We start from the raw sequence: 15,470 nt of genomic DNA, 5'->3' as shown, positions 1-15,470 counted from the left end.
CAGGCCAAGCCTGCCATGGCGGCTTGTTGTTATCAGGACTGCTTGTTGCGCAGGCGGATCAGGCCTTCCTGCGCCATGCTGGCCACCAGCCCCCCCTGGCGGTCGTAGACATGGCCGAAGCACAGGCCGCGGCCGCCGGAGGCATTCGGCGTTTCCATGGAAAACAGCAGCCATTCATCCATGCGGAACGGACGGTGGAACCAGATGGTGTGATCGAGGCTGGCGATCTGCAGGCGCGGATCGCCGACGCGGATGCCGTGCGGCTGCAGCGCGGTCCACAGCAGGCCGTAGTCCGACACATAGCCGAACAGCGCTTCATGCATCAGCCGGTCCTGCGGCAGTTCGATGGGCGCGCGCGTCCAGATCTGGCGGGTGGTCTTGCCTTCGTTGCCGCTCAGGATGTCGCCCTGGAAATCGGCGCGGAAGTCGACCGGCGTCGGCATGAACGGGCGCTTCGGGTTCGGCGGCATCCGTTTCCATTCCTCGATGTTGGAGGCAATGGTTTCCGGGTCCGACGAAGCGGGAGCCGGCCTCTGGTGCGACAGGCCTTCCTCTTCCTGCTGGAAGGAAGCCGACATCACGAAAATGCGCCGCCCCTCCTGCGAGGCCACCACGCGCCGCGTGCTGAAGGAGCCGCCGTCGCGCACCCTTTCCACTTCATAGTCGATCGGCAAACGGAAATTGCCGGGCAGAAGAAACATCGAATGCAGCGAATGCACGCGCCGCTCGGGCACCGTGATGCCCGCCGCATACAGCGACTGGCCGACGACCTGGCCGCCGAACACGTTCGGGCTGCCCATGAAATGGCTCTGGCCGCGGTAGCAGTCGGTGCCGATCTGCTCCAGCTTGAGCAGGTCGAGCACTTCCTGCGTATTGAAAAGAGAGGGATCCTGCATTGTTTCTTTGTTCGAGTTGTTCAAATGAAAATTCCGGCGCGTTGCCGATGTTTCCGGCGTTTCCGGTGTCCGGCGCCGCCGGCCTCCCAGCCTGGCGTCAATCGAGCTTTGCCTTGAAGCCGTCGCGCAGCTCGCGCTTGAGCACCTTGCCGATGGCGCTGCGCGGCAGGACCTCGGCCAGTTCCACGGCGGCCAGCCGCTGCGTCTTGCCCAGCCTCTCATTGGCCCAGGCGCGCAGCGCCGGCGCATCCAGCGCCGACCCTGTTTTTACCACAACAAAGGCGACCGGGGTTTCGCCCCACTTCACCGACGGCATGCCGACCACCGCCGCCTCGACCACGTCGGGATGCTGGTGCAGCACCGCTTCCAGGTCGCTAGGATAGACATTGAAGCCGCCGGAAATGATCATGTCCTTCTTGCGGTCCATCAGCGTCAGGAAGCCGTCGGCGTCGAAGCGGCCGATGTCGCCGGTGCGGATGAAGCGCTTGCCGCTCGGATCGAACCATTCCGCCTCGGCCGTCTTCTGCGGCTGCTTGTGGTAGCCGGCCATCATCGCCGACGAATGGCCGACCACTTCGCCGAGTTCGCCCGGCCCGACTTCGCGGCCGGCATCGTCGATCAGCCGGATGTCGTGGCCCGGCGCCGGCTGGCCGACCGTGTGCAGCTTGTCCGGATGCTCATGAGCGGCCAGCACGCAGGTGCCGCCGCCCTCGGTCATGCCGTAATACTCGATCAGCCCGCCCGGCCAGCGCTTCAGGATATCGGCCTTCAGCGCCGCCGAGAACGGCGCGCTGGTGCAGAACTTCATGCGGAATGACGACAGGTCGAATTGGCCGAAATCCTCGCGCGCCATGATGCGCTGGTACTGCACCGGCACCAGCATGGTATGCGTGACGCGATGCTGCTGCGCCAGCGACAGGTAAGCGCCGGCGTCGAACTTGGCCATCATCACCACCGTGCCGCCGAGCGATACGGTCGGGAAGAAGCAGACCAGCGTGGTGTTGGAATACAGCGGCGTCGAGATCAGCGTCACCGCGTTCTCGTCGTAGCCATTGATGCGACCGCGCTGCACATGGGTCCAGCGCATCGAATGCGGCTGCACGATGCCCTTGGGCGCGCCGGTGGTGCCGGAGGAATAAATGATGTTGAACGCCCAGTCGGGCTGGACATCCACCGCCTGCGGCCGGCTGCCCGCCGGCGCCAGCCAGTCTTCGATCGCCCGGCCGGCGTCGCTGCCGTCGAGCGCGATGACCGGCATGAACAGCTGGCCGCGTACCGGAACCAGCTGCTGCGCGACCGCATGGTCGACGAACAGCAGCTTCGCATCCGCATCCCCGGCCATGCCGACCAGGCTTTCCGGCGACGATGACGGCGCCAGCGGCGCCACCGCGACGCCGGCGCGCAGGCTGCCGAGGAAGACCGCCGCATAGAACAGCGAAGTGCCGGCGCAGATGGCGATGGCGTCCCGCGGCTGGATGCCGTCGCGCTGCAGCGCCGCCGCGACCCGATCCATCAGCTGGTCGAGTTCGGCATAGCTTAGTGTTTTCCCGTCCTGCACCAGCGCCGGATGATCCGGCCGCGCCTTCGCATGCAGGTGGATGAGATACGGCAGGGTATGAAAGCTGTCTTCGAGGATGGTGTCGATATGGAGTGGATCGCTCATGCTGTTCATCTGCGGAAAATGGAGGAAACAAGGCGGCGCGGGAGTGCGCTCGGCCTCCATACTATTCCAGTTTCAATTTTCACGTTAAAAAACCGCAGAGCGAAACAAGACCAAGCCAAAGAATGCCCGGAGAGAACTTGTCGGGTGCCACGGCAAAGCCGGCCTGCACGGCGGCATGGCAAGCTCAGTCCTGGATGATCTTGTTGCGACCGCCATCCTTCGCCAGGTACAGCGCCGCGTCGGCCCGCCGCAGCAATTCCTCGGCATCACTGTCCGGCGCGATTTCAGCCACGCCGCCGGAAAAGCTGGAAGTGAAATCCTGGTGCTCCGCATGATGGCGGATATTGGAGAAGGAGGCGCGGATCTGGTCGAGCACCGGCACCGCCGCGGCCGCCGTGGTATGCGGCATGATGACCACGAATTCCTCGCCGCCGTAGCGTCCGATGATGTCGCTGCGGCGCAGACGCTGCTGCAGCAGGCGCGACAGCGCCCGGATGACCTGGTCCCCGACGGGATGGCCGTAGGTATCGTTGACGCTCTTGAAACGGTCGATGTCGAGCATGGCCAGCGACAGCGGCTTCTGCATGCGGCGCGCCGTGGCCAGCTCCCGCACCAGGTGTTCCTTCACCGCCGAGTGATTGAACAGGCCGGTCAGGCTGTCGCGCATGATCAGGCTGCGCAGTTCGCGATTGCGCTTGACGCGGCTGGTCACGGCGGAGATCAGGTGCAGCGGCCGGATCGGCTTGGTGAGAAATTCGTCGGCGCCGGACGCGATGGCATTGAGCTGATTGTCCAGATTGCTGTCGCTCGACAGGAAGACGATGGGCACGTCGAGATACATTGCATCCTGGCGAATGACGCGTGCGACGTCGATGCCGTCGCAGGCAGGCATGTAGACATCCATCAGGATCAGCTCGGGGCGGTATTCACCCATCACCTGCAGGATGTCTTCCACGTGGTACAGCGTGCGCACGTCCATGCCGGCCTGGCGCAGCAGCGTGGCGTGATAGTCGGCGGTTTCCACTTCGTCATCGACGATCAGGATGCGGCCGGCCTTTTCCTCGTCGCGCGCGACCAGCCGGTCGATCAGGTCGACCAGCGCCACCATGTCCAGCGGCTTGGAGAAATAGCCGTCGGCACCCGCCTTTACCGTTGCCAGGCGTGCCTCGAAAGTGCTGCGGGTGGAAATGAAGATGACGGCAAAGCGTTGCCGGCAGCCCGCCTTGATGCGGGCGATCTGCTCGGCGCCTGCCAGGATCCCGGCAGGAAAAGCCAGATCCATCACCACCGCCGCCGGCGGCCGGACGCGGATTGCCAGCGCCAGTTCGTCCAGTCCGCCGACAGTTACGACTTCATAGCCGAAATACTGGAACTGGGCGGCCATATCGGCGACCGATTCGCCATTGTCATGCACCAGATAGATCAGGCGCCCGACATCGGGCTCGCTGTCGGCGGCAGGAGTGGCCGCGACGCCTTCCTGCGTGTCCTGGGTGTCCTGTTCAATTTCGCCGTCATTGGGATCGATGGCGGCCCAGCGCAGCAATTTCCGGATGCCGGCGGCAACCGGCGAAAAATCCTTGCCGGAGGGCGCGCTGCCCTTGATGCAGGCGGTCAGCCGGATTTCCAGTTCACTGGCCTGCTGGCCCAGCTTGGCGAAGCCGAAGGTGCCGGCCGATCCCGCCAGACCATGCAGCTTGATCAGCAGCGCATTGAGATGGCCGGGCACGTCCGGGTGCTGGATGCACAGATCAAGCGCCTCGCGCAGGCTGTCCAGCCGTGACGGCAGGTTGGCCGCATAAGCGGCTTCGATCGCGCGTAGCGTTTGTTCAAGATCGTCGGCTTGGTCTTGGTTGTTCATGACAATAGTGAGGACGATGCGGGCTGAGCCTCTGGTTTCATTGCACAGCCGGCGCCTTGCGCTCAAGCTGCTGAAAGTAATCGCTTTCGAGCTTCTTCAGGGACATGTCCCGCACGCTCCTGTTGAATGCCTGCTGCATTTCCCTTCCCTCCGGCGTCCGCTGGAAACACACATGAAGGGGCAGTTCCGCCAGAGGCTTTTCATGAAAGGCAATGCGGCCGCGCTCGCGCGCGAGACTTGGCTCGCTCAGCAGCAGATACCGCATTACCAGCTTGTCGATGACTACCGTATCGACTCGTCCGGCCAGCAGCTTGCGCAGGTTGAGCATGTCGTTGGGTGAGGCGTCGACTGTCAGCTTGCCTTCGCTTACCAGATTGTCGAACACCGGCCCGTTGGAAAATCCGGCGACGACGCCAATCTTGAGGTGGGCCAGATCCTGAAGGGCATTCCAGCTCGGCGGCGTGTCCTTCAGATAGGCGAAGCCGACGGTACTGCTGCCGATGGGCAGCGAGAAATGGCACAGGCGCGCCCGTTCAACGGTGTAATACGCGGGAAAGTACCCGGCATACTGCGCATCGCGCATGCCCAGCTGCACCGCACGCGTCCAGGGAAAATAATCGATCTTTACCTGGTATCCTTCCGGCCGGGATGCCAGTGATACGATATGGCCCGACCATCCCTGCCTGTCCAGCGCGGCGCCGACATACGGCAGCCATTCCAGGCTGGCAAGACGCATGACCTTGGGTGCGTCGGCACCCGAGGCACCCAAGGCACCAACGACACCAGCAGCGCCGGCCGGCAGCGCCGAGCACGCCAGGGCCATGAAAAGGCCGTGCGACATGCCGCGCAGTCCGCGCCTCATCCTTGTTCCTTCATGCTTTCACGAAAAAGCATTCGCATCTCCGATCAGCCCGCCTTGTCGTGCAGTGCATCCGCCTATCCCATGTCTATGGGAAGAGTGTAGCCCAGAGCTAATAGTATGTCTTGCGGGAAAAGGCGAAATTCCTGGCAATTCGCCACATTTTCCGGAGCCCGGACCAGGTTTGCTCCAGCTCCCCCGCCCGATCCGGGGACGCACTACGACAGTGCATGACGTTACATCAACTTGCAGGCACCGCCGCAATGGCTGTCGTATTCCGTTGGAATCCACGGCCTGGAGCATGGCATCGATATTGCTTAAGGGAAATCGGCTTTTTGCGAAGGCCGGGCTGAACCGCTTCAACCCGCATACAAGGACACGCCCAATGGCAACGACGCCAGACACGACATCATCCCTGCCCGCCGGCATGGCCGGGGAGGCGCGCCTGCTTGGCAAGCTGCTCGCCAGTTTCGACGGCATGCTGTATTGCTGCCGCATCGACGAGAACCGGACGATGGAATTTCTCAGCACCGGCAGCGAACCGCTGACCGGCCATTCCCCGGAAATTTTCACGACCGGCGGGCTCGCCTATGAGGAAATTACCCACCCGGAAGACCGCATGCGGGTGCGCGACTGCATCTATGCCGCACTGGAGAACAACGAGCGTTTCAGCATCGAGTACCGTATCGTGCGCCGCGATGGCGCCGTGCGCTGGGTACAGGAAATGGGTACCGGCGTGCGCGGCGGCAGCGGCGGCTATATCGCGCTGGAGGGGTTCATCCAGGACATCACCCGGCGCAAGCAATCCGAGCAGGCGCTGCACGAGGCCGAGCGGCGTTTCCGCAGCCTGTTCGAAAACGCGGTCGAAGGCATTTTCCAGTCCACGCCCAACATGGGCTATCTCGCGGTCAATCCCGCGCTGGCGCGCATGTACGGCTACGCGTCGCCCGAGCAGATGATCGACACCCTGCGCGACATCGACCAGCAACTGTATGTCGACGGCAGCCGCCGCCTGGATTTCCTCGATCAGATGAATTGCCATGGTCAAGTCATCAATTTCGAATCCCAGGTGAGGCAGCGCAACGGCAATCTCATTTGGATTTCCGAGAATGCGAGAGCCGTGCGTGACGGGCATGGCCGCATCCTGTTCTTCGAAGGCACGGTGGTCGACATCACCGAACGCAGGATGTACGAAGCCAGGATACGCCACCAGGCCACGCATGACGCGCTGACCGGCCTGCCCAACCGCAACCTGCTGTACGACCGCCTGCAGCAGGCCATTCACGGCAGCCAGCGCACGCACGGCATCACCGCGGTGGCATTCATCGACCTCGATCAGTTCAAGTTCATCAACGACAGCCTTGGGCACCTGGCCGGCGACGAGCTGCTCAAGGTCGTGACCGCGAGGCTGAAGTCCTGCGTGCGCGCCACCGACACCGTGGCGCGCCAGGGCGGCGATGAGTTCGTCCTGGTGCTGACCCAGCAGAAAAGCATCGAGGCCGTTACCGATACGGTGCGGCGCATCATCGCCGTGGTGGCCGAACCCTGGACGCACAACGGCATCGACCTGCATGTAACCTGCAGCGTCGGCATCAGCGTTTGCCCGAATGACGGCCAGGATGCAGAGACCCTGCTGCGCAATGCCGACTCGGCCATGTACAAGGCCAAGGAACTTGGCCGCAACAACTTCGAATACTTCACCGCCGCCATGAACCTCGATGCCACCGCGCGGCTGGAAATGCTCAACAGTTTGCGCCAGGTGCTGAGCAACGAGGAATTGCTGCTGCATTACCAGCCCAAGGTGGATCTCGCCAGCGGTCGCGTGGTGGGCGCCGAAGCCCTGCTGCGCTGGCGGCATCCCGTGCGCGGCCTGGTGCCGCCATCCAGCTTCATCCCGCTCGCCGAGGAAAGCGGAATGATCATGGCCATCGGCGAGTGGGTGCTTCGCGCGGCCTGCGTGCAGAATGTGGCCTGGCAGCGCGCCGGCCGCCCGTGCATCCCGATCTCGGTCAACCTGTCGCCGCGCCAGCTGGCAAGGCACGATATCGTCGACCTGGTTGCCGATGTGTTGCAGTCCACCGGCCTGGCTCCCGGCTGCCTCGAACTGGAAATCACGGAAACCGTGCTGATGCGCGATGTGGACAATTCGCTGGCCATCCTCAGGAAGCTCAAGGAGCTGGGCGTGCGTATTTCGATCGATGATTTCGGCACCGGCTACTCCAGCCTGAATTATCTCAAGCGCTTCCCGGTGGATACGCTCAAGATCGACCGCTCCTTCGTTCACGACATCGCGACCGACCAGGATGACGCGGCCATCGTCAAGGCGGTGATTTCACTGGCGCATATTCTGAATCTGCGGGTGGTGGCGGAGGGGGTCGAGGAGGAAGATCAGCGGAGGTTCTTGATGGAGAACGGGTGTGATGAGGTGCAGGGGTTTTATTTTGGGGGGCCGGTGGAGGCGGAGGTGTTTGGGGAGATGTGCCTCAGACACATACCGGAATCACTGCTTGATAGAGCAGACCAGGCCAGCGCAAAGAGGCTGTTAAGCATCCCCTTCTAACGACGCCAAAAGAGTGCGACGCCAAGCGGAAAAAGAAGCGCGGACTGTCTGAGCCGCAGGCGAGTTTCCGCGCTTCCCGCTTGGCGTCGCACTCTTTTGGGAACCCCGCAGGGGCGGCGGTAGAGGTGTCGCCTTCTTTTGCCTACTTTTCTTGGCGAGACAAGAAAAGTAGGTGGCCGCCGGGCCACCCCCGGCAAGTATCCACGGAGAGGTTGATGAATTGATAAGTCACAGCCGGAAATTAACGATTAGTTTCTTGCCCACACTAAGCACAGTCGTTCATAGCGTGTTTGAGCGTTGGTCTCTCCGTGGATGCTGGCCGGGTCTGGCCCCGGCGGGCCACCCACTTTCTTTGCTTCGCCAAAGAAAGTAGGCAAAGAAAGGCGACCCCGTTGCCAATGCCCCTTCGGGGTCCCCAAAAGAGCGGGCGCCAAAGCGGGAAGCGCGGAAACTCGCCTGCGGCTCAGACATCCGCGCTTCTTTTTCCGCTTTGGCGCCCGCTCTTTTGGCATTGTCAAAAGGGGATTTTCGACAGCCTCTATGCGTTGGCATGGCCTCCCTTTTTGTCGGAAAAGCCTTCCTGTTACGCTAGAGCGCTTTCGGCTTGACTGGACTAGGCGAGGCCGAGAAGATTTGAGCGCAGGACAAGGCGTGGTGACGCGACATGGCGGGGCCATGGCAAGGAGACACAACGCAGTACTGCGAGCAAATGTTCCGGCATCGTCAGTACAGTCAAACCGAAAGCGCTCTAATGCAGGCCTCCGTGCCTGCACCAACCGCTTCCCGCCCGAAGAAATACTAAGCGCTCAGCGCCCGCATCTCCTCATACAAATTCGCCTTCCCTTCAAACCCGATCCCCGGCAACTCCGGCATCGTCACCCGCCCGTCGACCACCCGCACCCCATCCGGAAATCCGCCGAAGGGCTGGAACAGGTCGGGATACGATTCATTGCCGCCCAGCCCCAGTCCCGCAGCGATGTTGAGCGACATCTGATGCCCGCCATGCGGAATGCAGCGGCTGGCCGACCAGCCGTGCTGCTTGAGCATGTCCAGCGTGCGCAGATACTCCACCAGTCCGTAGCTCAGCGCGCAGTCAAACTGCAGCCAGTCGCGGTCGGGCCGCATGCCGCCGTAGCGGACCAGGTTGCGCGCATCCTGCATCGAGAACAGGTTCTCGCCGGTGGCCATCGGCTTGTCGTAATAATTGCGCAGCACCGCCTGCAGTTCGAAGTCCAGCGGATCGCCCGCTTCCTCGTACCAGAACAGGTCGTACTGCGACAGGGCCTTCGCATAGGCGATCGCGGTATCCATGTCAAAGCGGCCGTTCGCATCCACGCACAGTTTCTGCCCGTCCTGCAGCACCGACAGCACGGCGTCGATGCGGCGCAGGTCGTCATCGAGCGAGGCGCCGCCGATCTTCTTCTTCACCACGGTGTAGCCGCGGTCGAGATAGCTGCGCATTTCATCCTTGAGCGCATCGAGGTCCTGGCCGGGATGGTAGTAGCCGCCCGCCGCGTACACGAACACGTCCTTGTTGACCGTGCCGTCGCCATAGCGCTCGGCCAGCAGGCGGAACAGCGGCTTGTTCTCGATCTTCGCCACCGCGTCCCAGATGGCCATATCGATGGTGCCGATGGCAACCGAGCGCTCGCCGTGGCCGCCCGGCTTTTCATTGGTGAACATGCAGTCCCAGATCTTGTGCGGATCGAGATTGCTGCCGTCGTCGTTGATCAGCGAAGCCGGGTCGGCGGCGAGAATGCGCGGAATGAAGCGCTCTCGCATCAGGTTGCCCTGGCCGTAGCGGCCGTTGGAATTGAAGCCGTAGCCCACCACCGGCTTGCCGTCGCGCATCACATCGGTGATCACGGCCACCAGACTCAGCGTCATCTTGCTGAAGTCGATGTAGGCATTGCGGATGCTGGAGCTGATGGGAAGGGTCTTTTCGCGGATTTCAACGATCTTCATGGCGTTCTCGAAGGAAGGATCAGGGAAGCGCCAGTGTAGCTCCGCAGCGGCTGCGTATAATTTCCCTATTATTAAAGTATCTTTCACCCATGGTTAAGAACGACAATCTTTCCGAACTGGCATTTTTCGCCGTGCTGGCGCGCAAGGACAGCCTGTCCGCCGCCGCGCGCGAACTTGACATCACCCCGCCCGCCGTCACCAAGCGCCTGGCGCAGATGGAGCAGCGGATCGGCGTGCGCCTGATCAACCGTACCACCCGCACCCTCAGCCTGACCAGCGAGGGCGAGCTGTACCTCGAACATGCCAGCCGTATCCTGGAAGCGATGCGCGACATGGAGGAGCAGCTGCGCGCCAGCCGCGATGCGCCGCAGGGCTTGCTGAGGGTGAATGCGACGCTGGGTTTCGGGCGCACCACCATCGCGCCGCTGGTCTCGAAATTCGCCGGGCACTATCCCGATGTGGAGGTCCAGCTGCAGCTGACCGACAGGCCGATCAACCTGGTGGAGGAAGCTTTCGATCTCGGCATCCGTTTCGGGGAATTGCCCGACATCCGCCTGAGCGCGCGCCGCATCATGTCGAACAAGCGTTTCCTGTGCGCCGCGCCGTCCTATCTGAAGAAGCACGGCGAGCCGACGACGCCCGATGAACTGGCAAGCCACAACTGCATCGTCCACCGCCAGAATGACGATGCGCATGGCATCTGGCGGCTGCAGAAGGGGCGCCGGACCGATACGGTGAAAGTCGGCGGCACGCTCTCCAGCAATGACGGAGACGTGGTGCTCAACTGGGCGCTGGAAGGCCACGGCATTCTGGTGCGTTCCGAGTGGGATGTTGCCAGGTATCTGCAAAGCGGCCGGCTGCGCATCGTGCTGCCCGATTACGCGCTGGCGCCGGCCGACCTGTTCGTGTTCTATCCCAGCCGCCGCAACCTGCCGGCCAAGGTACGTGCCTTCATCGATTTCCTGGCGGCGGAATTCGAGACCGGATGAATCGCGGAAATCTATCAGCTTCCCCAGGGCACCGACGCCACGCCGAACAGCTGGCGGTGGAAAGTCATCACCAGAAGCGCCAGCAGCACGCCGCCCGTCACCGCCATCAGGTCTTGGCGCGCCACCGGCGTGAACTGCCTGACCGCATGACGGCTGGTCGCGGAAATCAGGTCGATTACCGCATAGGCGAGGAAGGCGCCGAACAGGATCGTGGCGCGCAATTCGCCGTTGGCCAGCAGGTGCACGCCGGACCATAGCAGCAGGCCGAGCAGCATCGGATGCTTCAGGCGGCTACGGATGTAAGTCTTCATGTTGGCCGATGCGAACAGCACGAAGCTCAGCAGCATCACCAGCGGCGCCGCCATGACGGCGGCAGGAAACGGCGCGAACAGCCGCGGCTCGGACGGCGCGCGCGCATACCCGATGATGATCAGCACCAGGCCGAGTGCCGATGCCAGCGAAAACACCGCCTTGTAGCGCTTCTCCCCAAGCTTGCGGAAGAGGCCGTTGCGCAGCCCGGTCAGCACGGGAACGAGATGGATGCCGATGAACAATACGATGCCTGCGATCAGTAATGCCATGAAGCCCTCCTGCGAGTTATTGGAATGATGCTGCCGGACCGTTCGGACGCGGCGAGCACCACCATATCCGTATGCGACGCCAATTCATGAATATATGTCAAGGACGCATTGCTTGTACCTTCGGCATTTTCGATGGTTCGGGACTGCGGAAACCGGCCACGGGCATTCGGCAAGGCACTCTGATGGCCGGGAGATTCAGCCTGTTTGCTCATGACCGCGCAGATAGGGTGGAACGCATCCATGGTGTGATCACACATATATTGCAAAGGCTTTCTAAAATGTGACCTCATGCTCTTACCTGACGAATCGCTGCCCTCGCCGCCCGTACTCGCACTGCGCCGGCGGCTCGGTGAGCACTCGCTTTTCGCCGGACGACCTACAGTCAAGGATGGGCAGCGATGAACTGGTTTCAATGTCCGCGCTTTTCCAAGCCGTCCTCTTCGATCTCCTTGCCTGGCATAGAGGAAAAAAAGCCGTCAGCGCCGGCACCGGAACCGCAGGCTGCTTCCTACGGTTCGACAACGGCACCCACGCAGGCGCGTTTGCGCAACGCGGGCAACGGAATGGCTTCCCGGTTGCATGGCATGTTGAAGCAGAGTCCGAAGGAAGATCCCGTTGCGAATGCGAATGCGCACAAGGATATGAAAGCGCCGCTGCATGAAAAAGTCAGGATAAACAGCCTGCCTTCCGAAAGGCAGATTTATGCCGATGACATCACCCAGCTTAGTTCCGCTGAAATCACGGCGATGACCTCGGCCTTGAACATTCCGTGGACGCAGGATCTCCACCGCCTCGAAAAAAGCATCGCCGGCCGTCTTGACCAGATGTTCGAGCTTGTCAATTGCGTGCTGAACCAGTCCACGAGCCCCCATGGTTTCGTGCCTCAACAGGAGGTCCGCATGGCCGTCATCAAGGACGAGAACCTCGATCATCCGGCATTTCAACGAAATCTCGGCATGAGTCCCGAACAGGCGAGCATGTTGAAAAAAGCCAAGAAGCACGCCAACATGGACATCGTCATGGTAAGCGGACATGAGCGGCCCACGCTGGCGCTGTATTTCGACAGCTCGCGGGCGGCGTCGGGCTGGAAGGAGCGCACGCAGGCCTTGGCTTTCAGGGGCCGGATCGGGCGCGACACTCGGGAGATCATGAACTCAGTGCTAAGGGCGCGTGGCGATACATTTGCCGAGGTGAAGGAGGCCGCGGCCGTGCTGGCCGATTTGTCAGAAAAAGGGACTCTGAACGTTGATATGGTTGCCGGTCATTCATTGGGAGGGGCCTATGCGCAGTACTTCAAGGCAGCTTATGAAAGCCGGGGCGGTTCAGGCCAGCACAAGCCAGCAATGGTGCTGCTCGACCCCGTGCTGCTCAATAACAAGCAAGCAGCAGATGCAATCAGGGGAGCGCCGCATGGATATGATTACCGTGCGCCGCGCGGCATTGCCATTACGCTGGATAACGTAAAGGCGCCGGCCAAGAGCCTGTTAAGCCACTTGAAAGGGATGGGATTCAAGCATCCGGGCCTTGTTCACCTCAAGCTCGATGTCAAGCCCGGGGATGCCGCCACATTCCAATGGGCGAAGGATGCTCAGGGCAACTCCATGTTGCTGGGCGACGAACCGGTGCCCATGCGTCAACGCGACAATCCCAGGCCCGGCATGCTGATGGGATATCACATCGATACCTCTGTATATGAAATGGCGATACATCGTTTCACTTCGAAAACGAAATGATAGAACTTGCCATTGCGTTACCTCTTCGGGTGCCCGCATGCGTTTCTGCGTGTCTTTTGCGGTGCGTCGCCCAGGCAGTCAGGCTGCCGACTTGTCGGCCATGTTGGCGTCGGCATTGCTGGCATTGGCCTGGCCGCGCTCGACGCCTAGCGCCTGTGCCAATCCCTTGCCGATCAGTCCCGCGCCAGGCGCGACATGCGCGCGGCCTTCACGGATGGCTTTCGCCAGTTCCTGCGCGGTCAGCGACAGCGCTTCGCGCCGTTCATGGGTGGCGAACACATACAGGTTGCGCAGCGGACTGACCCAGCCGAGACGCAGCCTGCGCGTGCGGTCCTCGCGCCCGAAGTCGACCCAGTTTCCCTGCTCCAGACCGGCCACCAGCGCATCGAATTCATCCGGCGCCGGCTCGGGCACCGCATTGGCCTGCTTGCGCAGGCGGCGCTCGGTCGCATGTTTTGCCACTGCCAGTGCCATCTGCAGCTGTCGCTCCGGAGACAGCTCCACCGGCGCCCGCACGATGGAGGCATGGCATTTCGCCAAGTCGCTGAAGAACTTGGTGCGCGCGTCGTCATTCCAGCGGATCACGTCCAGCCATTTATTGAGCGAGGCGACGATCGCCGGCAGCTTGGACAGCAGTTCCTTGCGTTCTTCCGGCGTGATCTTGGGTTTCACGCTCCACACCAGGTCGTCCATGGTCTTGAGCGCGTTGTCGACCGCCTGCGGCTTTTCCTCCTTCACGCTGTAGGCCAGGGTCAGGACCGGCACCCATCTCTCCTGCAGGAAGGCTTCGACGAAGGCCACCACTTCGCCGGTGCCGATGCGCAATCCGACTTCATGCCTGGCGGCGCGCTCGGCTTCCAGCATTTTTTCCTGCTGCAATGCGCTGGCGATCGATGCGGTCAGTGTCTGCGTTGCCGCGGTCTGCTCGCGTTGCTGATACGCCTCCAGGTCGGCGACGACTTCGGCGAATACGGCGGGGCGACGATCGGCATCCTGCGCAATGCGGTGGATGCTGCGCTCGATCAGCAGGTAAAGCGGATCGGACTGTCCGAGGCCCGGCTCCCAGCCGCCGCAAAGGCCGACCAGCAATTCAATGGCGCGGCGCGGCGGATGGCTGCGCTTGAAGAAAAATGTCTGGTCCGCCATCGCCGCTTTCAGTGCCGGCAGCTGCAATTCGCGCAAAATCTTCTGCAGTTCGGGCGCGATGCGGGAATCAGCCTGCACGACTTCGAATACCTTTGCCAACAGCCTGAGCACATTGTCGTCGGTTTCGCTCAGCGCATCGCGCGGCGCGTTGCGGCGGATCTCGTCGAGCAGGCCTGCCGGCGGCGGGCCGGCGCGGTGCTTGTCGAAGCCGGTGAGGTAGCCCAGCAGCGCATTGCGGGCGACGCTGGCGACAACGGCATCGTCATCGAACAGCGAGGGAAAGCCGCCGCTCAGCGGCCGGTCGGCCGTTTTCCGTTCCCTGTCGGGAAACAGCCGGCGCAGACGCGGCAGCAGCTCTTCATTCTCCGGGTCCTCGATCTCGCCGGCAGCGGCCACGCCGTCGGCGTCGCGGCTGGCCTGCACGAGCTGCGGCATGATGCCGAGCTTGATCAGGGCCGTGTTGAGCGCATGCAGTATCGGCCCCATGTCGAGGCAGAGCTCGGGGCCGAGCAGCGGGAATACCACGTGATGGGACTTGGTATCGGGCTGGAATTCGCACCAGGCGTCATGCACGACGGCCAGGAAAACATGCGGGCGGAACGGGTTTTCCGCGGTGATGAGCGGATGGCGCCCGAGCAGGCAGCCCAGGCGCATGCCGAGCGCATGCAGGCGATCGGCATGCTCATTCTCGATCGCGCGGCTGACCTTGACGAGCGACAGCCGCTTGTCGATCTCGACTTCCGGGTCCAGCGTGGGCGGTGCGTCGCCGCCGTCGTCCGGCGGCAATTCCGGATTGGCGGCCATGCCGACTTCCTGTGTCAGCACCGCGCCCAGGCGTTCGGAGACGACGTAGTAGAACGGATAGCGGTTTTTCTTCAGCAGGTTGGCGGCGCCGAAATGCAGGCGCGCATCGGCCGGATCGATGCAGGCCGCCGAAGCGCGCAGCAGGGCTTCCGACAAGCGGGTCGTCAGGCCGTCGATCTGCGCATTGGCGGCATTCGACGCCAGCACCGCGAGTTCCCGCAGGATCTCGCCGCGTCGTTCAGCCGGAATTGCACAAGCAGCAGGAGCACCGTCGCCAGTGTGGGAAGCCATGAAAGGACTGCCAGGTTAGTCGGGCCTTTGAAGGCCCGGAAGTTGGAGAGATTACCAAGGATACCGCTGCATTCTTGCTCAAATATTGCCTTACGGCAAGATAAGCCTAAATATGAAATTGTAAT

The 15,470-nt window shown here is 62.3% G+C and carries 10 protein-coding genes; 3 read left to right on the top strand and 7 right to left on the bottom strand.

All coding sequences use genetic code 11. The features are described from left to right. Window positions 1-32: 32 nt before the first annotated feature. From FH061_RS02540 to FH061_RS02525, 4 genes are all read right to left on the bottom strand, one after another. On the bottom strand, window positions 33-896 hold the full coding sequence (locus tag FH061_RS02540; protein ID WP_151632615.1) for an acyl-CoA thioesterase: 864 nt from the start codon (window positions 894-896) through the stop codon (window positions 33-35). Window positions 897-993: 97 nt separating this feature from the next. Continuing rightward, window positions 994-2,559: a class I adenylate-forming enzyme family protein gene (locus FH061_RS02535; RefSeq protein WP_151632613.1), complete on the bottom strand. Its 1,566-nt coding sequence runs from the start codon at window positions 2,557-2,559 to the stop codon at window positions 994-996. Between the two features lie 184 nt (window positions 2,560-2,743). Next, window positions 2,744-4,417, bottom strand: coding sequence for a GGDEF domain-containing response regulator (locus FH061_RS02530; RefSeq protein ID WP_151632611.1), 1,674 nt, complete (start codon window positions 4,415-4,417; stop codon window positions 2,744-2,746). A gap of 37 nt (window positions 4,418-4,454) precedes the next feature. After that, window positions 4,455-5,279 (bottom strand): substrate-binding periplasmic protein, encoded by an 825-nt coding sequence (locus tag FH061_RS02525; protein ID WP_151632609.1) that lies wholly within the window; start codon window positions 5,277-5,279, stop codon window positions 4,455-4,457. Between the two features lie 382 nt (window positions 5,280-5,661). Between FH061_RS02525 and FH061_RS02520 the strand changes: the two genes are divergently transcribed. After that, window positions 5,662-7,836, top strand: coding sequence for a bifunctional diguanylate cyclase/phosphodiesterase (locus tag FH061_RS02520; RefSeq protein ID WP_151632607.1), 2,175 nt, complete (start codon window positions 5,662-5,664; stop codon window positions 7,834-7,836). A gap of 798 nt (window positions 7,837-8,634) precedes the next feature. On the opposite strand, the gene FH061_RS02515 is transcribed toward FH061_RS02520, so the two are convergent. Then, window positions 8,635-9,801: a mandelate racemase/muconate lactonizing enzyme family protein gene (locus FH061_RS02515; RefSeq protein ID WP_151632605.1), complete on the bottom strand. Its 1,167-nt coding sequence runs from the start codon at window positions 9,799-9,801 to the stop codon at window positions 8,635-8,637. An 89-nt stretch (window positions 9,802-9,890) separates the two neighbouring features. Here FH061_RS02515 and FH061_RS02510 point away from each other — a divergent pair, with 89 nt between their 5' ends. Then, entirely contained in the window at window positions 9,891-10,790 is a 900-nt protein-coding gene (locus FH061_RS02510) for a LysR substrate-binding domain-containing protein (protein ID WP_151632603.1), read from the top strand. A gap of 14 nt (window positions 10,791-10,804) precedes the next feature. On the opposite strand, the gene FH061_RS02505 is transcribed toward FH061_RS02510, so the two are convergent. Further along, window positions 10,805-11,371, bottom strand: a complete 567-nt coding sequence (locus FH061_RS02505) for an NnrU family protein (RefSeq protein ID WP_151632601.1) — start codon at window positions 11,369-11,371, stop codon at window positions 10,805-10,807. Window positions 11,372-11,769: 398 nt separating this feature from the next. Between FH061_RS02505 and FH061_RS02500 the strand changes: the two genes are divergently transcribed. Then, on the top strand, window positions 11,770-13,104 hold the full coding sequence (locus FH061_RS02500) for a hypothetical protein (protein WP_192804873.1): 1,335 nt from the start codon (window positions 11,770-11,772) through the stop codon (window positions 13,102-13,104). 78 nt (window positions 13,105-13,182) lie between these two features. Here the strand turns inward: FH061_RS02500 and FH061_RS02495 are convergent, their stop codons facing one another. Further along, window positions 13,183-15,345: a DUF1631 family protein gene (locus FH061_RS02495; protein WP_151632597.1), complete on the bottom strand. Its 2,163-nt coding sequence runs from the start codon at window positions 15,343-15,345 to the stop codon at window positions 13,183-13,185. Window positions 15,346-15,470 lie beyond the last annotated feature (125 nt).

It is taken from the genome of Noviherbaspirillum aerium (genome assembly GCF_008929045.1).
Taxonomy (GTDB): Bacteria; Pseudomonadota; Gammaproteobacteria; order Burkholderiales; family Burkholderiaceae_D; genus Noviherbaspirillum; species Noviherbaspirillum aerium.
This window is presented reverse-complemented; position numbering and strand designations above follow the sequence as displayed.

Bases quoted from the DNA above. Each gene is read 5' to 3' on its own strand.
- FH061_RS02540 (WP_151632615.1), bottom strand. From the start codon at position 896: ATGCAGGATCCCTCTCTTTTCAATACGCAGGAAGTGCTCGACCTGCTC.
- FH061_RS02535 (WP_151632613.1), bottom strand. From the start codon at position 2,559: ATGAGCGATCCACTCCATATCGACACCATCCTCGAAGACAGCTTTCAT.
- FH061_RS02530 (WP_151632611.1), bottom strand. From the start codon at position 4,417: ATGAACAACCAAGACCAAGCCGACGATCTTGAACAAACGCTACGCGCG.
- FH061_RS02525 (WP_151632609.1), bottom strand. From the start codon at position 5,279: ATGAGGCGCGGACTGCGCGGCATGTCGCACGGCCTTTTCATGGCCCTG.
- FH061_RS02520 (WP_151632607.1), top strand. From the start codon at position 5,662: ATGGCAACGACGCCAGACACGACATCATCCCTGCCCGCCGGCATGGCC.
- FH061_RS02515 (WP_151632605.1), bottom strand. From the start codon at position 9,801: ATGAAGATCGTTGAAATCCGCGAAAAGACCCTTCCCATCAGCTCCAGC.
- FH061_RS02510 (WP_151632603.1), top strand. From the start codon at position 9,891: ATGGTTAAGAACGACAATCTTTCCGAACTGGCATTTTTCGCCGTGCTG.
- FH061_RS02505 (WP_151632601.1), bottom strand. From the start codon at position 11,371: ATGGCATTACTGATCGCAGGCATCGTATTGTTCATCGGCATCCATCTC.
- FH061_RS02500 (WP_192804873.1), top strand. From the start codon at position 11,770: ATGAACTGGTTTCAATGTCCGCGCTTTTCCAAGCCGTCCTCTTCGATC.
- FH061_RS02495 (WP_151632597.1), bottom strand. From the start codon at position 15,345: ATGGCTTCCCACACTGGCGACGGTGCTCCTGCTGCTTGTGCAATTCCG.